Origin of the sequence: Psychrobacillus vulpis (assembly GCF_006861825.1) — a bacterium.
In the GTDB taxonomy this organism is placed as follows: domain Bacteria; phylum Bacillota; class Bacilli; order Bacillales_A; family Planococcaceae; genus Psychrobacillus; species Psychrobacillus vulpis.
In genome coordinates, this window is the sequence record NZ_VDGI01000015.1 from 36,995 (window position 1) to 61,528 (window position 24,534).

Annotated in this window: 18 protein-coding genes, 1 other RNA gene and 1 other annotated feature; of the genes, 17 read left to right on the forward strand and 2 right to left on the reverse strand. The window is 36.2% G+C overall.

Going from position 1 to position 24,534, the window contains the following annotated elements; all coding sequences use genetic code 11:
• The first annotated feature begins 73 nt into the window (after positions 1 to 73).
• From FG384_RS13490 to dtd, 7 genes are all read left to right on the forward strand, one after another.
• On the forward strand, positions 74 to 388 hold the full coding sequence (locus FG384_RS13490) for a post-transcriptional regulator (protein ID WP_142643132.1): 315 nt from the start codon (positions 74 to 76) through the stop codon (positions 386 to 388).
• Between the two features lie 180 nt (positions 389 to 568).
• On the forward strand, positions 569 to 2,839 hold the full coding sequence (secDF, locus tag FG384_RS13495) for a protein translocase subunit SecDF (protein WP_142643133.1): 2,271 nt from the start codon (positions 569 to 571) through the stop codon (positions 2,837 to 2,839).
• Between the two features lie 98 nt (positions 2,840 to 2,937).
• Positions 2,938 to 3,282, forward strand: coding sequence for a LapA family protein (locus FG384_RS13500; RefSeq protein WP_142643134.1), 345 nt, complete (start codon positions 2,938 to 2,940; stop codon positions 3,280 to 3,282).
• Positions 3,283 to 3,405: 123 nt separating this feature from the next.
• A complete protein-coding gene (gene recJ, locus FG384_RS13505; RefSeq protein ID WP_142643135.1) occupies positions 3,406 to 5,760 on the forward strand; it encodes a single-stranded-DNA-specific exonuclease RecJ in 2,355 nt (784 codons plus the stop codon).
• Positions 5,751 to 6,263: an adenine phosphoribosyltransferase gene (locus FG384_RS13510; RefSeq protein ID WP_142643136.1), complete on the forward strand. Its 513-nt coding sequence runs from the start codon at positions 5,751 to 5,753 to the stop codon at positions 6,261 to 6,263. The genes recJ and FG384_RS13510 overlap by 10 nt, the downstream gene beginning before the upstream one ends.
• A 147-nt stretch (positions 6,264 to 6,410) precedes the next feature.
• Positions 6,411 to 8,603, forward strand: a complete 2,193-nt coding sequence (locus tag FG384_RS13515) for a RelA/SpoT family protein (RefSeq protein ID WP_142643137.1) — start codon at positions 6,411 to 6,413, stop codon at positions 8,601 to 8,603.
• A 15-nt stretch (positions 8,604 to 8,618) separates the two neighbouring features.
• Positions 8,619 to 9,056, forward strand: coding sequence for a D-aminoacyl-tRNA deacylase (gene dtd, locus FG384_RS13520; protein WP_142643138.1), 438 nt, complete (start codon positions 8,619 to 8,621; stop codon positions 9,054 to 9,056).
• 1,090 nt (positions 9,057 to 10,146) lie between these two features.
• Here the strand turns inward: dtd and FG384_RS13525 are convergent.
• A complete protein-coding gene (locus tag FG384_RS13525) occupies positions 10,147 to 11,676 on the reverse strand; it encodes an N-acetylmuramoyl-L-alanine amidase family protein (RefSeq protein WP_142643139.1) in 1,530 nt (509 codons plus the stop codon).
• Positions 11,677 to 11,790: 114 nt separating this feature from the next.
• Positions 11,791 to 12,029: a binding site (T-box leader), on the forward strand.
• Between the two features lie 54 nt (positions 12,030 to 12,083).
• On the opposite strand from FG384_RS13525, the gene hisS reads away from it, so the two are divergent.
• The 5 genes from hisS to FG384_RS13550 all read left to right on the forward strand — a co-directional run bounded on the left by hisS (position 12,084) and on the right by FG384_RS13550 (position 16,519).
• Positions 12,084 to 13,376, forward strand: a complete 1,293-nt coding sequence (hisS, locus tag FG384_RS13530; protein ID WP_142643140.1) for a histidine--tRNA ligase — start codon at positions 12,084 to 12,086, stop codon at positions 13,374 to 13,376.
• Positions 13,373 to 15,157 carry an aspartate--tRNA ligase gene (gene aspS, locus FG384_RS13535; protein WP_142643141.1) on the forward strand — a complete coding sequence of 595 codons (1,785 nt, stop codon included), beginning with the start codon at positions 13,373 to 13,375 and terminating at the stop codon, positions 15,155 to 15,157. The genes hisS and aspS overlap by 4 nt, the downstream gene beginning before the upstream one ends.
• Positions 15,158 to 15,201: 44 nt before the next feature.
• Positions 15,202 to 15,388, forward strand: a non-coding RNA gene (gene ssrS, locus FG384_RS13540) — 6S RNA.
• 96 nt (positions 15,389 to 15,484) lie between these two features.
• Positions 15,485 to 16,246 (forward strand): tRNA threonylcarbamoyladenosine dehydratase, encoded by a 762-nt coding sequence (locus FG384_RS13545; protein ID WP_142643142.1) that lies wholly within the window; start codon positions 15,485 to 15,487, stop codon positions 16,244 to 16,246.
• A 78-nt stretch (positions 16,247 to 16,324) separates the two neighbouring features.
• Positions 16,325 to 16,519: a hypothetical protein gene (locus FG384_RS13550; RefSeq protein WP_142643143.1), complete on the forward strand. Its 195-nt coding sequence runs from the start codon at positions 16,325 to 16,327 to the stop codon at positions 16,517 to 16,519.
• A gap of 588 nt (positions 16,520 to 17,107) precedes the next feature.
• Here FG384_RS13550 and FG384_RS13555 read toward each other — a convergent pair.
• On the reverse strand, positions 17,108 to 18,391 hold the full coding sequence (locus FG384_RS13555) for a replication-associated recombination protein A (RefSeq protein ID WP_142643144.1): 1,284 nt from the start codon (positions 18,389 to 18,391) through the stop codon (positions 17,108 to 17,110).
• Between the two features lie 189 nt (positions 18,392 to 18,580).
• Here FG384_RS13555 and cymR point away from each other — a divergent pair, with 189 nt between their 5' ends.
• The 5 genes from cymR (at position 18,581) to recD2 (ending at position 24,498) form a co-directional block, all read left to right on the forward strand.
• Entirely contained in the window at positions 18,581 to 19,003 is a 423-nt protein-coding gene (gene cymR, locus FG384_RS13560) for a cysteine metabolism transcriptional regulator CymR (protein WP_142643145.1), read from the forward strand.
• 14 nt (positions 19,004 to 19,017) lie between these two features.
• Positions 19,018 to 20,154, forward strand: a complete 1,137-nt coding sequence (locus tag FG384_RS13565) for a cysteine desulfurase family protein (protein WP_142643146.1) — start codon at positions 19,018 to 19,020, stop codon at positions 20,152 to 20,154.
• 26 nt (positions 20,155 to 20,180) lie between these two features.
• Positions 20,181 to 21,293: a tRNA 2-thiouridine(34) synthase MnmA gene (gene mnmA / locus FG384_RS13570; protein ID WP_142643147.1), complete on the forward strand. Its 1,113-nt coding sequence runs from the start codon at positions 20,181 to 20,183 to the stop codon at positions 21,291 to 21,293.
• Positions 21,294 to 21,307: 14 nt separating this feature from the next.
• Complete coding sequence (locus FG384_RS13575) at positions 21,308 to 21,964, forward strand: tetratricopeptide repeat protein (RefSeq protein WP_142643148.1); 657 nt, start codon at positions 21,308 to 21,310, stop codon at positions 21,962 to 21,964.
• 104 nt (positions 21,965 to 22,068) lie between these two features.
• A complete protein-coding gene (gene recD2, locus FG384_RS13580; RefSeq protein ID WP_142643149.1) occupies positions 22,069 to 24,498 on the forward strand; it encodes an SF1B family DNA helicase RecD2 in 2,430 nt (809 codons plus the stop codon).
• Positions 24,499 to 24,534 lie beyond the last annotated feature (36 nt).

A 24,534-nucleotide genomic window follows, 5' to 3' on the forward strand; every position in this document is an offset into this window, starting at 1 on the left:
ATACAGGAACATCGTTTACAATAACAATATGCTTACTACTTGGTACATTATTCTTTAAATGGGGTGCTGTATTTTGGAAAACACTTACGAAGAAATATTTAAACATGTACTACCTGCTTTAGAGAGTAAAAAAAGTGAATTTGAAGTATATCAATATAAGACTGTCTCTGAAAAAGATATATGGAATTTTTGTAATACAAAAAAGTGGCGTAAAAAAGTTGTGGCAGAAATTCCGTTACATCAAATAGTAAATGATATTCTCTCAATATCACCAGCCGAATATATGACATTCGAACAGATAGAAAATTTTAAAACTTCGAATTGGTTTTCTGAAATTAATCAAGAAGAATTACAATTGTTATTAAATCACAAAAATGATGATGAATGAACAATCCGTTATTTGACAGTGAGCGCATCGTGTTTCATAATAAACATGTTGCGTTTTTTGTACTTAAAGAAAGTTTACAAGTAGTTATTTAGTAATTGTTTAGCTTCAGATGCTTGTGTTTGAGAAACCTCTCTCGCTACAAAAAAAGTGTCTGCCGCTCTTTTAGGAGGAAATATACATATGAAAACTAGAGGACGCTTAGTCGCGTTTTTACTGCTGATTGTGATTTTTGCTGGTACCATCAGTCCAACCATTAGTGGAGTATTAAATAATATTAAGCTAGGTTTAGACTTGCAAGGTGGGTTTGAAGTACTTTACCAAGTGGAAAAATTGAAAGAAGGACAAGAAATTACAGAGGACGTTGTAAAAGATACGGCAGCAGCACTTTCTAACCGTATTGATGTATTAGGAGTAAGTGAACCTAGTATTCAAATTGAAAGTGGCAATCGTATTCGAGTTCAGCTTGCTGGTGTCGAAGACCAAAACTCCGCAAGGGAACTACTTTCTACGGAGGCAAATTTATCATTCCGTGATGTAGATGATAATATTATGCTAGACGGAACTGATTTAAAAGAGGGTGGAGCAAAGGCTGCCTTTAATCAGCAAGGCCAACCTATCGTGACACTAGAATTGAAAGACGCAAACAAATTTGCAGAAGTTACTTCTGAAATTGCTGCAAAACCAGCACCGGACAATGTCTTGGTAATCTGGATGGATTTTAAAGAAGGTGTAGATTCATACGCAGCTGAAGTGTTGAAAGAGAAACCTAAATTCACTTCAAATCCTAGAGTTTCACAAAGAATTAGTTCAAATAGTGTAGAAATATCTGGATCTTTCGATGTGGAAGAAACAAAAAATCTAGCTGGTATATTAAATGCTGGAGCATTACCTGTTCACTTAGAGGAAATTTACTCTACATCTGTAGGTGCACAATTTGGAGCTCAAGCATTAAATAGTACTATTTTAGCTGGAATTATTGGGATTGCTGCAATCTTTATTTTCATGCTTTTCTACTACCGTTTACCTGGGCTAGTAGCAGTTATTTCATTAGTAGTGTATATTTTCTTAATCCTAGTTATATTCGATTGGATTAATGGAGTATTAACATTACCAGGTATTGCAGCAATTGTTCTTGGGGTTGGTATGGCAGTTGATGCAAATATCTTAACTTATGAACGAATAAGGGAAGAATTACGAGTTGGTAAATCAGTTAAAAAGGCATTTAATACTGGAGCAAAAGAGGCTTTCACAGCGATTTTTGATGCAAATATTACTACACTATTAGCTGCAGCAGTGTTATTCTTCTTTGGTACAAGTTCTGTTAAAGGGTTTGCTACATTACTAATGATCAGTATTTTAGTCGTGTTCCTAACTGCGGTATGGGCTTCTAGAATACTATTAGGGTTACTTGTAAACAGTGGTTACTTCGATAATAAGCCAGGTTGGTTCGGTATTCCAAAGAAACGAATTCACCCTCCTGAAGAAGAAGTGGATACACTTGACTTAACTACTAAATTTGACCGATTCGATTTTGTACGCAGTCGAAAAATTTTCTATACATTATCTATTATTTTAACGGTAGCTGGAATTATCACCTTAAGTACAATTCAACTGAACTTAGGAATAGATTTCTCTAGTGGAACTCGTGTTGAAATTCAAACAAATGAAACGTTAACAAAAGAATTTGTAGCTGAGAAGTTAGATAAGGTAGAATTGTCTTCTGAAGATATTGTTCTATCGGGAGATAATAGCGAAAATGCAGTTATTCGTTATAAAGAAGACTTTACACAAGATGAAATAAAAAAATTAAAAACAGAAATGAATGAGCAATTTGGGGTCGAGCCAACTGTAAGTACTGTTTCACCTACCGTTGGAGTAGAACTTGCTAAAGATGCAATAAACGCTCTACTAATTGCTGCTATTGGAATTGTTATTTACGTAGCGTTCCGTTTTGAATGGAGAATGGGATTTGCTTCCATTGTTTCATTACTACATGACGCATTCTTAATGGTATCAATTTTTAGTATATTACGATTAGAAGTAGACATAACATTCATTGCAGCAGTTCTAACGATTGTCGGATATTCGATCAATGATACAATCGTTACATTTGACCGTATTCGTGAAAACTTACATCGTAGCAAAAAGATTACTTCTGAAGAGGAACTGGCAACAATCGTGAACAAATCATTACGTCAAACGCTAGGCCGTTCTGTTAATACCGTGTTAACTGTAATTTTAGTAGTTGTTGCGCTCCTATTATTTGGGGCAGAAGGTATTCAAAACTTCTCGATTGCATTATTAATCGGTTTAATAGCTGGGACGTATTCTTCTATTTTTATCGGTGCTCAAATTTGGTATGATCTTAAAGCAAAAGAGCTTCGTAAATCTGGTGGCATTGATGTAAAGAAAGAAGAGAAAAAATGGGGTTCTGATGAGCCTGTAGTATGAAGCCTATTAATTCAATGGAACAGAGTATATGGTGCATATATTCTGTTCCATTTTTATGTGATTTTATGGTAAAATAAACAATAAAAGAGGTGCTACATATGAAACTTCAATGGTCATTATTATTTGGATTATTATTTGCTGTTATCATTGCTTTATTTGCTGTTTATAATGTTGATGCGGTTCCAGTGAATTATGTATTTGGAACAGCAGGATGGCCTCTTATTTTAGTCATTCTAGGTTCTGCACTACTTGGAGCTCTATTAAGTGGTACAGTAGCAATTTATCGTTCCTTTATACTTTCAAGAAAAGTAAAACATCTAGAAAAAGAGCTTGAAAAGAAGGAAGCTTCAATCGGTGCACTTCAAAATGAATTGTTATTAAATCAAGAGAAAAAAGCAGTTAAAAAAGATGAGGAACTAAAGGATCAAAACACAACGATATAAAGTAATATGATTCTACTTTGAAAAAATGAGATATTTTTAGAAATCTAGAAACCTTTTGGCAAAAGTCAAAAGGTTTTTTTGCGACTATAACTCTAGTATAATAAGAAACGAGGAAGTGAAAATATGATTCAATCGAAGAAAAGATGGCGTATATCTAGACCAAATGATCACCTAGTGTCCTTATTTGAAAATGAACTAATCATACCTCGTGTATGTGCAAAAGTATTAGTTTCAAGAGGGTTTCAATCAATACAAGAAGCGCAGAATTTTTTAAATTTAACGGAAGAAAATATACATAGTCCATTTTTGTTGAATGGAATGGATCAATTAGTGGAACGAGTTCATAGAGCAATAGAAAACCAAGAAAGAATTATGGTTTATGGCGACTATGATGCGGATGGTATTACAAGTACTACAGTTTTGATGAAAACATTGTTATCAATGGGAGCTGACGTTTTATATAAAATTCCTAATCGATTTATCGATGGTTATGGACCAAGTGAACGATTATTTCAAGAAGCGTTTGAAGAAGGGGTTCAATTAATCATAACGGTAGATAATGGTATTTCAGGCTTGAAACAAATACAATTTGCTAAGGATTTAGGAATGGATGTGATTGTGACCGATCATCATGAACCTGGAGAAGAGCTGCCCGTAGCAGATATTATAATTCATCCAGGATTAGAAAATTCTACCTATCCATTTCCCCACTTAGCTGGAGTTGGCGTTGCGTTTAAAGTAGCCCATGCTCTAATTGGAGAGATTCCAGAGGAATTATTGGATTTAGTTGCAATAGGAACAATTGCCGATTTAGTTTCTTTAACGGATGAGAATCGTTATTTTGTTCAACGAGGTATCCATCAAATGAAACGAACGAAATCAGTTGCAATTGAAGCATTATCCAATGTTAGTGGAGTTGAGATTCCAACCATTAATGAGGAAACAGTTGGTTTTATGTTCGGTCCTCGCATAAATGCAGTTGGTAGACTAGGTGACGCGACACCGGGAGTAGAATTATTTTTAACGGATGACCGAACTCATGCTTTATCTATAGCTAATATGTTAAATGAGAAAAATAAAGAACGTCAGGCTATAGTGAAAAAAATTACAGACGAAGCTACGGAAATAATTGAACAGGAGTATAGATTAGATGGACCTAGTGTCATCGTCGTAGGTAAGAAAGATTGGAATCCAGGTGTACTTGGTATTGTGGCTTCCAAGCTAGTGGAAAAGTATTATCTTCCAGCAATTGTTTTAGGATTTGATAACGAAAAACAAGTTGCAAAAGGCTCTGCTCGAAGTATTGATGGATTCCATATGTACAAAGAAATTGCTAAAAATAACGATATTGTCCCTCACTTTGGTGGACATCCGATGGCAGCTGGAATGACTCTCCCATTAGAAAATGTGGATCTATTTCGTAATAGATTAGAGGGACAAGCTAAAGAATGTTTAACAGAGGAACAATTAATTCCAGTAATATCCATTGATGTTCCTTTAGAAGTGCATGAAATAACAACGGATTCTATAGAATCACTTCAGAAGCTAGCACCATTCGGAATGGATTTTGCAAAACCAATTTATTGTATCGAGGATGTTGAAATTTCTTCTATGCGAAAAATAGGTTCAGCCCAAAATCATGTAAAAATGGAGATTTCCCAAGGTTCAAGTTCTCTAGATGCTATTGGATTTGGAAGAGGGGAATTAGCAGATGAGATAGCCCCAGCAACAAAGGTTTCCTTTGTTGGCGATATTCAAATTAATGAATGGAATGGTCGAAAAAAACCGCAACTGATGATTCATGATGCAAAAGTGAATGAATGGCAACTCTTTGATATAAGAGGAATAAGACAAGTTAACCGTTGGCTACCAAATATACATGCAGAGAAGACCGTATTTATTGCCTTTAATGAAGCAACTATTACTCACTTTAGTTCTTTAATACAAGAAAAAGTTTGGTTGTTTTCAGAACTAATGGAGCAAAAAATAACATACGATTATGTTGTAATTCTTGATTTACCACCGGATGAGATGTTGTTGAAACAAGTTTTAGAATATCATGACTGGTCAAGAATTTACGTCCATTTCTACGCTAGTGAATCGACTTATTTTGAAGGATTGCCAACTAGAGAACAATTTAAGTGGTACTATTCCTTTTTAGTAAAACGGAAAACTTTTGCATTAAAACAACATGTCCACGAATTATCGAAGCATACAGGGTGGAGTCAAAAGACATTTAATTTCATGTCAAAGGTGTTTTTTGAGCTTAGTTTTGTTAAAATAGAGGGTGGGATGTTAGTTCTAAATGATAGCGTAGTGAAAACGGAGTTATCGGAAGCACCATCTTATAAACAGCGCGCACAACAAATTGAGCTAGAGCAAAAATTATTATACGCGCCATATATTGAGCTGAAACAATGGTTTGAAGAGCGAAAAGCAGTACAAACCGTTCCTGAGGAGGAGCAAACATGGATTTAAAGCAATATATTACAATCGTGGAAGACTGGCCAAAACCAGGAATAAGATTTAAAGACATTACAACAATTATGGATAATGGGGAAGCTTATAAATACGCTACAGATCAAATTGTTGAATATGCGAAAAAAGTAGATGCAGATATTATAGTTGGACCGGAAGCACGTGGATTTATCATTGGATGTCCTGTTGCTTATGCACTTGGTGTTGGATTCGCTCCAGTGCGTAAAGAAGGTAAACTTCCTAGAGAAGTTATCCGTGCGGAATACGGCTTAGAATATGGCAAAGATGTGCTTACAATGCATAAAGACGCAGTAAAACCAGGACAAAAAGTATTAATCGTAGACGATTTACTTGCAACTGGGGGCACAATTGAAGCAACAGTTAAATTAGTGGAAGAGTTAGGCGGAATAGTAGTTGGCTGCGCATTTTTGATAGAGCTAACTTACTTAGAGGGTCGCAATAAGCTAAACGAATATGACATTTGTGCATTGATACAATACTAGGAGTATATTAGGAATTGTAGGATAATGTCACTTATCTATAGACACTTTTTCGACAATATAAGGGTGGACTTTACAAGTCCATCTTTTTTTTTATACAATATAGCTTATATACTATTCTAGAAATATAACGAAATCAGGTGATTTGGCATGGCAAAAGATCAAGTGAAGACAGCGGAAGATGTTTTCGATACAGTTTCCACGTATATGAATGTAGGGCATGTTGAATTTGTAAAAAAAGCTTATAAATTAGCAGAACTTGCTCATCGAGAACAATTTCGGAATTCAGGTGAACCATATATATTACATCCAATTCAGGTAGCCGGTATTCTTGCTGATCTTCAAATGGATCCAGAAACAGTTGCTGCTGGCTTTTTACATGATGTAGTGGAAGATACAGACTATACACGGGAAGATATTGTAGAAGAATTTAATGAAGAGGTTGCACTTCTAGTGGAAGGTGTAACAAAACTCGGTAAAATAAAATATATGTCAAAAGAAGAACAACAAGCAGAGAATCATCGTAAAATGTTTATCGCTATGGCTCAGGATATTCGAATCATCTTAATAAAACTTGCTGACCGTTTACATAATATGCGCACGTTAAAACATTTACCTGAAGAAAAACAACGTCGTATTTCCAATGAAACATTAGAAATATTTGCCCCACTTGCACATCGTTTAGGTATATCTGCTGTGAAATGGGAGTTAGAAGATACAGCACTTCGTTACTTAAATCCACAACAATATTATCGCATCGTAAATTTCATGAAAAAAAAGCGTACTGAGCGCGAATCTTACTTAACAAATGTAATGAATGATATTAGAAAACAATTGGATGAAATGGAAGTTGATGCAGATATATCTGGTCGACCAAAACATATTTATAGTATTTATCGAAAAATGGTCGTACAAAACAAACAGTTTAACGAAATTTATGACCTTCTCGCAATGCGCATCATTGTGAAAAGTATAAAAGACTGTTATGCAGTATTAGGAGTTATCCATACGTTATGGAAACCAATGCCGGGTAGATTTAAAGATTATATTGCCATGCCAAAGCAAAACTTATATCAATCCCTCCACACTACTGTAATTGGACCAAATGGAGATCCACTAGAAGTGCAAATCCGAACAGAAGAAATGCATAATATTGCAGAATTCGGGGTTGCGGCACACTGGGCGTATAAAGAGGGAAGAAAAGTTGAAACAAATAAACAATCTATCGACTCCAAACTCACTTGGTTTAGAGAAATCCTTGAATTTCAACAAGAATCATCAAATGCAGAAGAATTTATGGAGTCTTTGAAATTCGATCTATTTTCTGATATGGTGTATGTTTTTACTCCAAAAGGTGATGTAATTGAGCTTCCAGCAGGATCTGTTCCAATCGATTTTGCCTATCGCGTCCATTCTGAAGTAGGAAATAAAACAATTGGAGCTAAAGTGAACGGTAAAATGGTCCCGTTAGATACGAAGTTAAAAACGGGAGATATTATCGAGGTTTTAACTTCTAAACAATCATTTGGGCCAAGCCGTGATTGGGTGAAAATTGCACAATCTTCTCAAGCAAAAAATAAAATTAAACAGTTTTTTAAAAAGCAGCTGCGTGATGAAAATGTTTTAAAAGGTAAAGAGCAAGTAGAAAAAGAAATAAAAGCACAAGAGTTTGAAGTAAAAGAAGTATTAACTGCTGAAAATATAAAGCGTGTTTGCGAAAAATATGCATTTGCTGGTGAAGAAGATTTATATGCAGCAGTTGGTTTTAACGGTATTACAGCACAACAAGTTGTAAATCGTTTAGCGGAAAAAATGAGAAAAATACGCGATCAAGAAGAAGCATTAGAAAAAATTACAACTGAAATGAAAGCACCAGTTGTGAAGAAGACAACAGAATCAGGTGTTGTTGTAAAAGGTATTGAAAATTTGCTCATTCGTCTCTCTAGATGTTGTAGTCCAGTTCCTGGAGACGATATCGTTGGTTTTATTACTAAAGGAAGAGGCGTATCCGTTCACCGTGCAGATTGTCCGAACGTACAAAGTGACGAATCACTTTCTAGAATTATTGAAGTGGAATGGGAACAGTCTGATACGCCAATGAAAAAAGACTATCATGTTGATATTGAAGTATCAGCTTTTGATCGTCCAGGCTTGTTGAACGAAGTATTACAAGTGGTAAATGAATCAAAAACAAATATTGCCGCAGTAAGTGGCAAAACAGAAAATGATATGGCGACGATTAATTTAACCATTAAAATAACTGATATTGCTCATTTGCATAAAGTTGCTGATCGTATTAAGCAATTACCAGATGTGTATTCTGTTCAACGTATTATCAATTAAAGGAGTTTCTATTTTATGAAGGTATTACTTCAGCGCTGTAAAAATGCTTCTGTGACAGTAGATGGAGAAATTACCGGCTCCATTGAATTTGGCTATTTATTGCTAGTAGGCATTACAGCAACAGACAGTGAAAAAGAAATAAACTATTTAGTAGACAAAATTGCAGGATTGCGGTTATTTGAGGATGTAGAGGGTAAGATGAATCTCTCAATTGTTGAACGTGGAGGGGCTATTCTCTCTGTTTCTCAATTTACTTTATATGCGGATACACGGAAGGGAAGAAGACCAAGTTTTATCGATGCAGCTCGTCCAGAAATTGCGAAGCCGTTATGGGAACTTTTTAACAGTAGGCTACGTGCAAAAGGCTTTGTTGTGGAGACGGGTGTGTTTGGTGCAATGATGGATGTTTCTTTTACAAACGATGGTCCTGTTACAATTATGCTTGAAGCATAAAATCGCTTTTCTGCGTGTTCTTCTGCAAACGTTATTTCGTAGAAGTATCCGAAATGATGTTTGTTCAGCGTTCGATAGTAATCTTTGGATTCCATATAAAAAAATCGTCCTTCTTAAAATGGTTGTGTGGTAACTTTCATTTTTAAAGAAGCGACGATTTTTTTATTCATTTTTAATATAGATTTAATTAAATCATTGAGCTTGCGCGAGACTCCTGCGGAAAAACGGGATGCACTTAGAAAGTCCCTGAATTCAGCTTTACAAGACGGGAATGTGCAATAACACAATAGATAAGAAAATCGTTGAAACGGCTCCCTTTCCGGAGGCCACTGAAAAAGTCACTTTTTTCAAAAAATAAAAACGAAATCCCATAATTCCTTCACTTTTTAGGGTGTTTATGGGGACGTCATGCCAATTTTGATACAAATATACTTCTCAAGTGGTGACTTTATTTTCTGAATTTTTGTTTTTCAGTGGCCTCCCTTTCCGCGGGCGTTGCCTCAGTCTCCTCGCTACGCTGCGGGGCCTTCGACTAACGCTATTCCCGCAGGAGTGTCGCCTTTTTCAACGATTTTCTAGAAATGAAAAGTATTTATCAAAAAAATAGAAAGGTTTTCAGTGCTCTCCTCACTTCGAGGACACTGAAAAAGTCTCAATTATTTGCTTTGCAAGACGGGAATGTGCAATAACACAATAGATAAGAAAATCGTTGAAACGGCTCCCTTTCCGGAGGCCACTGAAAAAGTCACTTTTTTTCAAAAAATAAAAACGAAATCCCATAATTCCTTCACTTTTTAGGGTGTTTATGGGGACGTCATGCCAATTTTGATACAAATATACTTCTCAAGTGGTGACTTTATTTTCTGAATTTTGGTTTTTCAGTGGCCTCCCTTTCCGCGGGCGTTGCCTCAGTCTCCTCGCTACGCTGCGGGGCCTTCGACTAACGCTATTCCCGCAGGAGTGTCGCCTTTTTCAACGATTTTCTAGAAATAAAAAAGTATTTATCATAAAAAATAGAATCACTAAACATAGGAAGGGGATGCCCTCATTAGTCATTTTTCAATGATTTTTGAGGGCATCCCTATGTTTTTTAGTTTATTTGAGAATCAAAATAATTTATTATTCCGTTATAAATTCCAAGTGATGCTTGTTCTCTGAATTGAGGTGTAGTTACATAGCGTTCTTCCACTGGATTACTTAAAAAACCTAACTCTATTAAAATGGCTTTTTGTTTATTTTCTCTTAAAATTAAATAGTTTCCAGGTTGCGTGCCACGATCTTTCATCGATACCATGTTCCCAAGCTCTTTATGTACATAAGTAGCAAGTTCTTTTTGAAAATCGTGCATGTAGTATGTAGTGTAACCACGAACAGAGCTATTTTCAATTGCATCATAGTGTAAGCTAACAAACGCATCTGCGGCAGACTGATGACCAATGGAAACTCGTTTACGAAGGTCTACGTATACATCTGACTCACGTGTCATGATGACATTAGCCCCAGCGGCTTGTAATTTAGAAGCTAATAATTCTGCTGTTAGAAGGGTAATATCCTTTTCATCTGTACCAAGAGCTCCTGTCGTTCCCCTATCATTTCCACCATGCCCTGCATCAATAACAAGTGTTACTCCTTGTAAAGTTCCTTTTTTTCGTTCTTTAATCGGTTCTGTTATGGATGAATTATCCGAATTAGAAGATGAGACAACCCAGCTAGCGACATAAGCAATCGTTTTATCTGAAAGCTCGATTTTATACCAGTCTTTTTCTTTCTCTAAAACGGGGAAAGATTCTCCGGCATTTACGCGTGCAACAACTTCACTATTGGTCGTGCTTTCTGATCTTAAGTTTGTCCCATTGTATAAAATTTTGATGGTTTCTAGAGACGTTGTTGACTCAGAAGATAAAGAATGAACGGCAAATTGCCCGTAAAAGCTATAGACCCATCCTTTTTTACCATTCTCTAATTCAATTTGAACCCAGTTATGATCTTTTGTTATGACTTTAAATTGCTCGCTTTTTGAAACTTGTCCTATTATTTTGGATGAAAGATCAGCCTTTGCACGAACATTTAAGACGTCTACGGAAACTACAAAGATTTCACGAGTACTAGTAGTCTGTTCAGTTTTCGGTTCTTTCTCTATTGCTTGTTTAACAATAGATACATAATCGCTATGGACCCAACCTTTTTTGTCTTGGAAAGATATTTCAATCCATTGTCCTTCTGATTTGAATGTAGTAAGTTGAGTTCCTTCTTGAATTTGACCGATTACTGCTGAAGACAACGATGGATCCTTTCGAACATTTAATTTATTCACTTTGGAAATAACTTGTTTATTCGTCATTTCTGTCGAATCGCTTGTTGTATACCAGCCTGCGACCCATCCATTAGTATTTCCGTATTTAACTTGAAGCCAATCATTTTCTTTACCGATTACTGTGAGTTTATCATTTTGCTCAACTTCACCGATTATATCGAATGTGAGACCGGGGCCAGAACGGACTTTAAGTGAAGGCACATTTACAGTCACTTCTGATTCTTGTGCATACACCTTGAAGACAGGAATTAATAAAATAATGGCAAGTAGGAAAATCGTCATTTTTTGTAATAGTTTGTCGTTCATTGAATCCCTCCCATCCTTATTGTAAATATTTTCTCATGAAAATTCTACCTTTTATTGAAAAGGGTTGACTTATTTAATAACTGTCATTAAGATAAAGTATAATTATAAACAATAAACAAACCGAAGACCGAAAAAGTAGCTGTTTTAAACGGATGAAAAGAGAAGGAGAGACGTGGCTGAAATCTTTCCTACAGACGAACTCAGTGAACAACATTCGAGAGGTTTTTTGTCGAAAAAGTGTAACTTTAGTAGGCAAAAACGGTACTGGTCGTTATTCAGTGAAGAGAGGGTCATTTAATTTGTGACCAACTAGGGTGGAACCGCGGAAGCTAATATAAGCTCTCGTCCCTTGCATATATGCAAGGGATGAGGGCTTTTTTATTTTTTATTTGAAGGGAGATAAAGTTATGGATATTAAAGTACCTAGAGGAACACAAGACATATTGCCTAGTGATTCTGGTAAATGGCAAATAGTAGAGGAATTGATCAGAGAAACCTGTAGTTTGTTCCAATATAAAGAAATTAGAACTCCCATTTTTGAACATACAGAATTATTTACAAGAAGTGTTGGGGATACGACGGATATCGTTCAAAAAGAAATGTATACATTTCAAGATCGTGGCGATCGATCATTAACATTAAGACCTGAAGGGACTGCTTCGACAGTTCGTGCATATGTAGAACATAAAATGTTTGGTTACGCTGACCAGCCAGTTAAATTGTATTATATGGGACCGATGTTCCGATATGAGAGACAGCAAGCAGGAAGATACAGACAATTTGTTCAATTTGGAATTGAAGCGATTGGAAGTGCCGATCCAGCAATAGATGCAGAAGTAATCTCATTGGCAATGTCCGTTTACCAAAAAGCAGGGTTAAAAAATTTGAAGCTTGTTATTAACTCTCTTGGAGATACAGAAAGCCGAGTTGCACACAAAGAGGCGTTAGTAAATCACTTCGAACCACATATTAAAGAATTTTGCACAGATTGCCAAAATAGACTGCAAAAAAATCCACTTCGCATATTAGATTGTAAAGTTGATCGTAATAACCCATTAATGGCGTCAGCGCCATCTCTTGCAGATTTTTTAAACGATGAATCTGCTACTTATTTTGAAAAAGTAAAAGAATATTTGACCATTTTAAATATTCCTTTTGTAGTGGATCCTAACTTAGTTCGCGGATTAGATTATTACAATCACACTGCATTTGAAATAATGAGTACTGCTGAAGGCTTAGGTGCAATTACAACTTTAGCTGGCGGTGGGAGATACAATGGCCTTGTTGAAGAGCTTGGTGGACCAGAATCACCAGGAATTGGATTTGCAATGAGTATTGAACGATTATTACTTGCTTTAGAGGCAGAGGATAATAATTGGGCAACCCTTTCTATGTTAGATGTATATGTAATTAGTATGGGAGAAGCTGCTAAGAAAAAAGCAGTGGAACTTACAAATGTATTCAGACAGAATAACATCACTTCAGAAATGGATTATTTAGATCGTAAAATAAAAACACAAATGAAGTCTGCGGATCGAATGAAAGCAAAATTTGTCCTCATAATAGGGGACGATGAACTTGAAAAAGAAAGTGTTATGCTTAAAAATTTGTCAAATGGAGAACAGCAACTGATACCACTAAACAAATTAGTAGAGCAAGTAAAAAATAGTATTACAGCTTGGGTGGAGGAAGAAAAATGAAAAGAACACATACTAGTGGAGAATTAAACATGCAACAAATTGGAGAAACTGTCCATTTAATCGGTTGGGTACAAAAACGAAGAGATTTAGGCGGACTTATTTTCGTAGATGTAAGAGATCGTTCAGGTATTGTGCAAGTAGTATTTAATCCGGAAATTTCCGAAACAGCGATTCAAGTAGCAGATAAACTTCGTAATGAATACATCATTGAGGTACAGGGTACAGTAATTGCTCGAGCTGCAAATCAAGTAAATCCCAATATGCCTTCTGGAGAGATTGAAGTACACGCAGCAGAAGTATCTATTATTAATGAAGCAAAGAATCCTCCTTTCGCAATTGAAAATCAATCTGACGCTGGAGAAGATATTAGATTAAAATATCGTTACTTAGATTTAAGAAGACCAGTAATGTACGACACGTTTAAGATGCGATCAGACATTACTAAAACAGTTAGACGTTTTTTGGATGAAGAAGGCTTTTTGGAAGTAGAAACACCTATTTTAACAAAGTCTACTCCAGAAGGAGCACGTGATTATTTAGTGCCAAGTCGAGTGCATAGCGGTGAATTTTATGCATTACCTCAATCGCCACAATTGTTTAAGCAAATGCTAATGGTTGCTGGATTCGAAAAGTATTATCAAATTGCTAGATGCTTCCGAGATGAAGATTTACGTGCAGACCGTCAACCAGAATTTACTCAAATCGATATGGAAATGAGTTTCCTATCTATGGATGAGATTCTGGAAATGAATGAGCGTATGATGAAAAAAGTGATGAAAGACGTCAAAGGCATAGATGTGACAATCCCGTTCCAACGTATGGATTACGATGAAGCAATGGCGCGATTTGGTTCGGATAAACCTGATGTTCGCTTTGGATTAGAGTTAGTAAACTTATCCGAAATCGTGAAGGATAGTGCATTTAAAGTTTTTGCATCTGCGATTGAAAATGGAGGAGAAGTTAAGGCGATTAATGTGAAAGGTGCCGCTGATAACTATTCTCGAAAAGATATCGATGCACTTGGTGAATTTGCAGGAGTTTATGGAGCAAAAGGACTTGCTTGGTTAAAAGTAGATGAAGAAGGTCTAAAAGGTCCAATTGCGAAGTTTTTCGAAGGAGAAGCGGCAACTAGTTTAATTGAAACTTTAGAAGCAACTGCAGGAGATTTACTGTTATTCGTTGCAGATAAAAAATCAGTAGTAGCAGATGCTCTAGGAGCACTTCGCTTAAAACTTGGGAAAGATCTTCAATTAATCGATGAAAACCGCTTTGAATTTCTTTGGGTTATTAACTGGCCGTTATTTGAATATGATGAAAAAGATGGGCGTTACAAAGCTGCTCACCATCCTTTCACAAGACCGTTCGAAGAAGATCTGCCTTTAATGGATACAGATCCAAGTAAAGTCCGAGCACAAGCATATGACTTAGTTTTAAATGGTTATGAACTCGGTGGAGGATCACTACGTATATATTCAAGAGAAGTTCAAGAAAAAATGTTTGAAATACTTGGATTCTCACAGGAAGAAGCGAAAGCACAGTTTGGTTTCCTAATGGAAGCGTTCGAATATGGTACTCCTCCACATGGCGGTGTTGCTTTTGGTTTGGATCGTGTCGTAATGTTACTTTCAGGTAGTACAAACTTACGCGATACAATCGCATTTCCGAAAACGGCAAGTGCAAGTTGCTTGTTAACTCAAGCGCCTAGTACTGTAGCCACAGCTCAACTTGAGGAATTAAGCCTAAACGTAATTGTTCAGAATAGTGAAAAAATAACGCAATAAAATAATTGAAGTTTCAAAATACGTATGCTATTATACAAGTAATACGAATCCTGATGTGTTCGCAACATGCCAATCAGTTTTGACCGAACAATTTATATCGTCGGGAGTCTAACTTTTATTACAAATGACATGCCTCCATTGAGGACGTCAGGCATAATAAAGAGGACACCCACCTGCTGAGTGCGGGTTCAAAACGATACGCTTTCATTTGACGGCACGATTGGGATTCGTCCTTACATTGATCAATTTCCCCTCTAGCAACAATTGCTGGAGGGTTTTTCATGGAAACTATTCCGACTAATTTTATATAAATGGAGTGTTTTATATATGTTACATCAATTTTCTAGAAATGAGCTTGCAATAGGTAAAGAAGGCGTGGATTTATTAAAAAATACGACCGTGGCAATCTTAGGAGTTGGAGGAGTTGGCTCTTTCGCTGCAGAAGCATGTGCAAGAAGTGGGGTTGGTCGAATTATTTTAGTCGATAAGGACAATGTTGATATTACTAATATTAATAGACAGCTTGTAGCTTATATTTCGACGATAGGTCGCTCTAAATCAGAGGTAATGAAAGAACGTATAGCAGATATTAATCCAGAATGTGAAGTGATTGATATGCATATGTTTTATACGGAAGAAACATTTGAACAATTCTTTGCAATGAATATTGATTACGTAATCGATGCTTCTGATACGATTATTTACAAAATACATTTGATGAAAGAGTGCTTAAAAAGAGGCATTAAAATTATTTCAAGTATGGGTGCTGCTAATAAAACAGATCCTACCCGTTTTAAAATAGCGGATATATCTAAAACACATACAGATCCAATCGCGAAAATAATTCGAACTAAATTACGAAAAGAAGATCGTATTACAAAAGGGATTCCAGTCGTGTTTTCCGATGAAAGTCCAATTATTGTTCGAGAAGATGTTGTGGAGACAGTAGGAAAGCCAGATGCAGCAATTCGTAAAGCGAAAATGCCACCATCTTCGAATGCGTTTGTACCATCGTCAGTTGGTTTAATATGTGCAAGTTGGGTAATAAATGATATTACTAGGGAAATTCATATTAATCGAGTGCAATAATTAGTTGAAGTTTTTTCCTATTCCCATATACTATAATTACAGCAGTATAAAAAGTGAAGTAATAAGGAGGAGAACGTAATGACTGAAACAAATAACCAAGATGCACCGAAAAAGAAAATGACATTGCAAGAAGCAGTAAAGCAAAAGCTAGAAGAAAAGAAGAAACTATCTTCTGGTGGAAAAGGTACAGGAAATGGACCAGCAACAAATCAAAAAATGAAAAGTCAGCAAACAAAAAAAGTTAGTAATACAAGACGTAAAATGGGTGTGTAAAAGAAACACTCCTTAGAATTTAATGCAATATGTTCTGCGAAAAGATTACTACATAGAATAAATGTAGTAAAACTTATAAATCCAGTCTAGTATTAATCTAGACTGGATTTTTAATTTGAATATAGGTTATCTTTTTAAAGAATATGAAAGTATATAAATTTATAGAATGGATTCCGTTCCAAGCGGACTCTTTCCGCGGGCGTTGCCTCAGCCTCCTCGCTACGAGGGCGCTGAAAAAGTGTCATTCAAATAAATTATCTATCAAATAGTCCTAAGAGTATTTAGCGCTTTGGCATTCGCTTTCCGCGGGCGAGCGCCGAGCCTCCTCCTACGCTTCGCTTCGTGCGGGGTCTCGTCTGTCTCGCTTTCCCGCAGGAGCCTCATGCGTCGCGCTATATTCTCTTAAATAAATACAGCAAATTGTTCCTCCAAAAATACTAATTCGAGTTTTTCAGTGCCCTCCTCGCTACGCTGTGGGGTCTTCGACTAACGCTTATCCCGCTGGAGTCGCCGATTTTCACTACAACCATCTAGTATAGAAAAATGTATTCATGCTCTTTCTATTCTAGTATTTTTACGGAGTACTTATTATTCTTTTTTAAATTTTTCTATACGGTGATAAATCGCAGCAAGACGTCTTTCTTCACCAGCCTCTATTGGCTTATAAAATTGTGTCCCAATCAAATTTTCTGGAAGATAATTTTGTTTCACCCAACCACCAAAAGTACCAATTTTATGATTATGCGGATATATATAACCTCCATGACCAAGTTCGCTTGCTCCTGTGTAATGGGTGTCTTTTAAATGACTTGGAATATCTCCAGTTTTCCCTTGATGAATACTTGAAATTGCCGCATCAAGTGCAGCGTAAGCGGAATTCGATTTCTCAGATAAACACATTAAAACGATTGCATTTGCTAATGGAATACGTGCTTCTGGCAGACCAAGTCTTTCAGCTGCTTGAATGGCTGCAAGTACTTGTGGTCCAACGGAAGGATTAGCAAGGCCGATATCTTCATAGGACATGACGAGAAGTCTTCTAGAAACAGCTACTAAATCTCCATTTTCAAGTAAATGAGCTAAGTAATATAGTGCCGCATCTGTGTCACTTCCACGAACAGATTTTTGTAATGCAGACAAAAGATTATAAAAGTGTGATCCTTTTTTATCTCCAAAAACTCCTACTCGATCAATTAAACTGTTCAAAATAGAATCCTCTATTACTGTGACTCCATTCTGTTCGAAACTTGCGAATACGGTAGATTCAAGCAATGTTAATGCTTTTCTAGCGTCTCCATTTGCTGCATCCGCAATTTTTTTTCTTTGGTCGTCAGTTAGATCAATTTTTGTTTGACCGAGTCCTTTTTCTTTATCTTGCAGGGCTCTTTGCAGTAACATATCTACATCTTCTGTCGTGAGTCGCTTAAGTTGTTTGATTTCGCCACAACGAGATCGTATTGCAGGGTTTACATCATGAAATGGATTTTCTGTTGTTGCACCGATTAAAATAATAGACCCATTTTCTACATGGGGTAAAAGTGTGTCCTGTTGTAGCTTATTAAATCGATGAATTTCGTCTAAAAACAAAATCACTTTACCACTTAGCCTTGCATCGGCTACAACATCTTCTACATCTTTTTTGCCGGCCTTAGTAGCATTTAATGCAATAAAAGGGAGTTTTGTTGTACCTGCAATTGCAAAAGCAAGTGAAGTTTTCCCAACACCGGGGTCACCGTATAAAAGCATAGAAGGTACATGTCCATTTTTTATCATTTTATATAATGCCGTATCACTTCCAATGACATGTTGTTGACCGGCTATTTCATCAATTGTATGAGGTCTCATACGATATGCTAATGGTTCATTATGCAAAATGATCTCTCCTTACTCAAGTCTAGCTATAACGTTGTTGTTATTTAGACAGTCGGTTCTTAATTTATTTCGTACGTGTGTTCTATCATTATATCGAAGTTTACTGGAAAAGTCATTTTGAAGTCGTTCTATCCATGAATTATGCTATACTTATGAAAGAATTTTTACTAACTTTTGAGGTGAAATGTATTGAAGATATCGACGAAAGGGCGCTACGGACTAACTATAATGATAGCGTTAGGAAAACAATTTGGAGAAGGGCCAGTAGCTTTGCGCCAAATTGCTGCTGACCATGATTTATCTGAAGCGTACCTAGAACAAATCGTTTCTCCGCTAAGAAATGCAGGACTCGTTAAAAGTGTACGGGGGGCTTATGGCGGATATATGCTGGCAAAAGACCCTAGTGTACTTACCGCTGGAGATGTAATTAGAGTTTTAGAGGGACCAATACAACCTGTAGAGGGCATTGAAAACGAAGAACCACCACAGCGTGAATTATGGATGCGTATTCGAGATGCTGTTAAAAATGTGCTAGATACAACAACAATTGAAGATTTGGCACAATACACGGAAGAAAATCCGGATAATACTGGATATATGTTTTATATTTAAGGAGCAGTTTGAAAATGACTAGAATTTATTTAGATCATGCAGCTACAACACCAATGGCAGAAGAAGTAATAAAAACATTCACAGATGAAATGAATAATGAATTTGGTAATGCTTCAAGTATTCATCATACAGGTAGAAATGCTAGAAAAAAATTAGACAATGCTAGAACTATTCTTGCTGCAAGTATTGGTGCATATGAAACAGAAGTAACAATTACAAGTGGTGGAACAGAAGCAGATAATTACGCTGTTTTTGGTACAGCATATTCTAGGAAAAATGAAGGGAAGCATATTGTTACAACGCAAGTTGAGCATCACGCGATTCTTCACGCATGCGAACAATTGGAACGTGAAGGATTTGAAGTAACGTACTTACCTGTAAGTAAAGAAGGAATTGTCGATGTCAATGACTTGAAAAATTCCCTTCGAGAGGATACTATTTTAGTTTCTGTTATGTATGGAAATAACGAGGTTGGTTCGATACAACCGATTCGTGAAATTGGAGAAATTTTGAAAGGTCACACTGCTTATTTTCATACAGATGCAGTGCAGGCATATGGAAGTATCCCGATTAATGTAAATGATCTACAAGTAGATTTACTAAGTGTTTCTAGTCATAAGATTAATGGACCAAAAGGTATTGGTTTTTTATATCAACGTAAAGGAATTCACTTGAAGTCATTATTTTATGGTGGACAACAGGAAAGAAAAAAACGTGCAGGAACTGAAAACGTACCAGCAATAGTTGCATTTGCAAAAGCAGTTGAATTAAAACAACATCAACTAGAAAAAAGCATAAGCCATTATAAGCAGTTAAAGAGTACTTTCCTTAGCCAACTTGAAAGTGATGGAGTTGAGTTCACTGTTAACGGATCGAAGGAACAAGTACTATCACATGTATTAAACATAAGTATTCCAAAAACAGACGTTGAAACATTTTTAGTACAATTAGATCTTGCAGGAATTGATGCTTCAAGTGGATCCGCATGTACTGCTGGTTCCATTGATCCATCACATGTTTTAGTAGCGATGTACGGGGAAAACACACCCGAACTTCGAAATTCAGTTCGTTTTAGTTTTGGTATTAGTAATACAGAGCAACAAGTTATCGATGCAGCAAAGAAAATAAGTAAAATTATTCTAGGTTCATAATGAATAATTGAAATGAGTGAGTATAAATGAAAAAAATTGAGGATACACGAGTAGTTATCGGAATGTCAGGTGGAGTGGATTCATCCGTTGCAGCGTACTTATTAAAAGAACAAGGCTATGATGTTATCGGTATCTTTATGAAAAACTGGGATGACACCGATGAATTTGGCGTTTGTACCGCTACGGAGGATTATGAGGACGTTATAAAAGTATGCAATCAAATTGGCATCCCGTACTATGCCGTAAATTTTGAAAAACAATATTGGGATAAAGTATTTACTTACTTTTTAGAAGAATATAAAGCAGGTAGAACACCAAATCCAGATGTTATGTGTAATAAAGAAATAAAATTTAAAGCCTTTTTAGAACATGCATTGGCATTAGGAGCGGACTACTTAGCAACAGGTCATTATGCACAAGTAGAGGTTAGAGATGGCGAAACCCGGATGCTTAGAGGAAAAGACACAAATAAGGATCAAACCTATTTCTTAAACCAATTGGACCAAGAGCAACTAGAAAAAGTAATGTTCCCAATTGGACATTTGGAAAAGAAAAAAGTTCGAGAAATTGCACTTGAGCAGGGGCTTGCAACAGCGACTAAAAAAGACTCTACAGGTATTTGTTTTATTGGAGAGAGAAATTTTAAAGAGTTTTTAAGCCAATATTTACCTGCACAACAAGGTATGATGGAAACAATGGACGGAAAACCAATGGGAAAACATGATGGATTGATGTACTATACAATAGGTCAACGTCATGGTTTAGGTATTGGTGGAGCTGGTGATCCATGGTTTGTCATTGGGAAAGACTTAGATAGAAATGTTCTGCTAGTTGGTCAAAATATTGATAATGATGCACTTTTCTCAACTAGTTTGACAGCAACGAACTTGTCATTTACTACAACTTTTGAAAAGCCGAAGAAATTTAATTGCACAGCAAAATTTAGATATCGACAAGAAGATGTAGGTGTGCAAGTAGAAATTCTTTCAGATGACGTTGTGTCGGTCACTTTTGACCAACCGGTACGTGCCATTACTCCTGGACAAGCAGTTGTTTTCTATCAAGGAGATGAATGTATTGGTGGGGCAACTATTGACAAAGTGTATAAAGACGGGCTACAACTGGATTACGTTGGCTAATTGGAGGAAGTAAAGTGAACTACAATGAGTTAGGTATACAAGCAATTCAAGAAGAAAATTATGAAAAAGCAGCTGAGTATTTTACAAAAGCTATTGAAGAAAACCCAGATGAAGCGATTGGGTATATAAATTTTGGCAACCTATTAGCGTCTATGAACGAAAATGAACGTGCAGAAAGATTTTTTCAAAAGGGAATTACTTTAGATGAACAAGCAGCTACAGCTTACTATAGTCTAGCCAATTTATATTATGATGTAGAACGCTATGAAGAGGCTGCTAAGCTTTACGAAAAAGCAATTTCTAATGGAATTGAAGGTCCAGATGCGTATTATATGTTAGGGAAAAGCTTTGAAAAATGTGGACAAACAAAACTATCTCTTCCTTATTTACAAAGAGCTTATGAACTAGATTCAAGTGATGGTCAGATTAAATTATCTTATGCCATTGCTTTAGCAAGTTTTGAAATGTTTAAAGAAGCAGAACCTATTTTAAAAGAGATTTTGGAAGCGGATCATGAAAATGCAGATGCACATTATAACTTAGGTATTTTATATGCAGTCTCCACTAGCGATACCGAAGCTGCCCTTTATCATTTGAAGGAAGCATTTACAATTCAACCAGGATATGACCAAGCACGATATGTGTATGATATGATTTCTCTTCGCAATTAATCTAATCCAGCATTTACTTCGACGAGCTCGAGCGGGTTAAACCACGCTGAATTGCGTTAATTGGCTCTGGCGTAATTGATGAAATATTATTTGGAGGCGGTAGTATGACCAACGAAATGAAAAATGAGCAACAATTTATTACGGGTCGTCCTATCGTCTCTATTTTTCATAATCCTCAAAACCTATTTTCCATCATCAAATTAAAAATCAAATCTACAAACACTACATATATAGAAAAAGAAATAATCGTAACTGGTTATTTTCCACAACCCGTTTTAGAGGAGTCTTATAAATTTACAGGATTCGTTAAAAATCATCCGAAATACGGTGTTCAATTTCAGGTCGAAACTTTTCAAAAAGAAGTTCCAGCTACTGAGCAAGGAATTGTTCATTACTTGTCTAGTGATATGTTTCCTGGAATCGGTAGGAAAACTGCTGAACAAATTGTGAAAAAACTAGGGCAAAATGCTATCAATAAAATATTAGATAATCCTGATGCATTAGATGTTATTCCAAAACTTGCAGAAGATAAAAAGCAAACATTGCGTGCTGTTCTACAGCAAAACCTTGGGTTAGAAAAAGTAATGATTCAACTAAATGAATGGGGTTTTGGACCGCAAGTTGCCATGAAAATTTATCAGGCATATCGTGAAGAAACAATTGATTTTTTAACGAAAAATCCTTATCGTTTGATCGAAGAAGTAGAAGGGGTAGGGTTTGTACGAGCAGATGAATTGGGTTACAAATTAGGGATCCAAGGAAACCACCCGGACCGTATTAAAGCAGCGATTTTTCATTTACTGCAATCTGCATCGTTAAGTGAAGGACATGTTTTTATGTATGCTGAACAATTACTCGAGTCTGTAAAGCATTTATTAGAAAGTGCTCAAAGAGAGGAAATTTCCTTCGAATCCATTACTAAGTGCTGTATCGAACTATCAGAAGAGAGTCGAATTGTTGGAGAAGTGAATCGATTTTATATACCATCACTTTATTTTTCAGAAGTTGGTATTAGTTCTAAAATTGAAACTTTGCTTGGTGAAAACGATGCACATCATAAATTTTCTTTAGCTGAAATGAAAAAGCATCTTGGTGGGATTGAAGAAAGATTAGGGGTTCAATATGCAACGACACAAGTTCAAGCAATTGAGACAGCCTTAAACTCTAGCATGACACTACTTACTGGAGGTCCTGGAACTGGTAAAACAACTGTAGTAAGAGGAATTGTTGAATTGTATGCAGAGCTTCATGGACTTTCTTTAGATCCTAAGGAATGGGCGAAAGATAAAAAGGCGTTTCCAGTAGTATTAGCTGCACCAACTGGAAGGGCTGCAAAACGTCTTAGTGAATCTACAGAGCTACCCGCTATGACGATTCATCGATTATTAGGGTTTAATGGACAAGAAAATGATGAAGCAGAAGGAAAAGAAATCGAAGGCAATCTAATTATTATTGATGAAACTTCTATGCTCGATACTTGGCTTGGACATCAATTGTTAAAGGCCATTCCAAAAGAAGCACAAGTGATTTTTGTAGGCGACCAAGATCAGCTACCTCCAGTAGGACCTGGTCAAGTATTAAAAGACTTGCTAGCTTCTAAAAGAATACCAACTGTCGAGTTAATAGATATTTATCGACAATCCGAAGGCTCTTCTATTATTGAACTAGCACATGAGATGAAAAAAGGTACGGTTCCACAAACTCTGTTAGATAAAACAAAGGATCGTTCTTTTATAAAAGCATCCACAGAACAAATTCCTAAAGTAGTAGAACAAGTTTTGAAGAGTGCGTTGTCAAAAGGCCATTCAATTAGAGAAATTCAAGTACTTGCACCAATGTATAGAGGTCCAGCTGGTATAGATGCACTAAATAAAATGATACAAGAAATGGTGAATCCCAATACGGACGGTAAAAGAAAAGAGATGGTCTTTGGAGAAACTATCTACCGGATAGGTGACAAAGTGCTTCAACTTATCAATCAGCCTGAAAGTAATGTTTTTAACGGAGACATGGGTGAAGTGGTTAGTATCTTCAAAGCTGCTGAAACTGTTGAAAAGAAAGAGATGCTCGTTGTATCGTTCGATGGCAATGAAGTAACGTATGAAAAAAATGATTTGAACCAAATTACATTAGCGTATTGTTGCTCTGTGCATAAATCACAAGGTAGTGAGTTCCAAACTGTTATTATGCCTGTAACGAGAAGTTATATGAAAATGCTTCGTCGGAATTTACTTTATACAGGTATTACAAGAGCAAAGAATTTTTTAATATTATGTGGAGATCCAGAAGTTTTTAAGTTCGGTGTAGAGCGTACAGATGATCTACAACGATTAACTACTTTAAAAGAACGCTTAGCTTTAACAGAGGAAAAAGTAGAGGAAAAAGTAGAGGAAAAAGTAGAATCGATAGAAAATACTTCTGATGACATTCTCTTAGAACCGACTTATTTATCCGCAGAAAATTATCATTTAGTTGATCCACTAATAGGTATGAACGGAATTACACCGTATCAATTCATGGAAACGGATAATTGACATTGTAACAATAGTTTTTTATAATCAATTGCATAA

Coding starts and splice junctions, on each gene's coding strand:
- FG384_RS13545 (WP_142643142.1), top strand. CDS start 15,485: ATGTTACATCAATTTTCTAGAAATGAGCTTGCAATAGGTAAAGAAGGC.
- recD2 (WP_142643149.1), top strand. CDS start 22,069: ATGACCAACGAAATGAAAAATGAGCAACAATTTATTACGGGTCGTCCT.
- FG384_RS13515 (WP_142643137.1), top strand. CDS start 6,411: ATGGCAAAAGATCAAGTGAAGACAGCGGAAGATGTTTTCGATACAGTT.
- hisS (WP_142643140.1), top strand. CDS start 12,084: ATGGATATTAAAGTACCTAGAGGAACACAAGACATATTGCCTAGTGAT.
- FG384_RS13565 (WP_142643146.1), top strand. CDS start 19,018: ATGACTAGAATTTATTTAGATCATGCAGCTACAACACCAATGGCAGAA.
- mnmA (WP_142643147.1), top strand. CDS start 20,181: ATGAAAAAAATTGAGGATACACGAGTAGTTATCGGAATGTCAGGTGGA.
- aspS (WP_142643141.1), top strand. CDS start 13,373: ATGAAAAGAACACATACTAGTGGAGAATTAAACATGCAACAAATTGGA.
- FG384_RS13510 (WP_142643136.1), top strand. CDS start 5,751: ATGGATTTAAAGCAATATATTACAATCGTGGAAGACTGGCCAAAACCA.
- FG384_RS13500 (WP_142643134.1), top strand. CDS start 2,938: ATGAAACTTCAATGGTCATTATTATTTGGATTATTATTTGCTGTTATC.
- secDF (WP_142643133.1), top strand. CDS start 569: ATGAAAACTAGAGGACGCTTAGTCGCGTTTTTACTGCTGATTGTGATT.
- FG384_RS13550 (WP_142643143.1), top strand. CDS start 16,325: ATGACTGAAACAAATAACCAAGATGCACCGAAAAAGAAAATGACATTG.
- recJ (WP_142643135.1), top strand. CDS start 3,406: ATGATTCAATCGAAGAAAAGATGGCGTATATCTAGACCAAATGATCAC.
- dtd (WP_142643138.1), top strand. CDS start 8,619: ATGAAGGTATTACTTCAGCGCTGTAAAAATGCTTCTGTGACAGTAGAT.
- FG384_RS13525 (WP_142643139.1), bottom strand. CDS start 11,676: ATGAACGACAAACTATTACAAAAAATGACGATTTTCCTACTTGCCATT.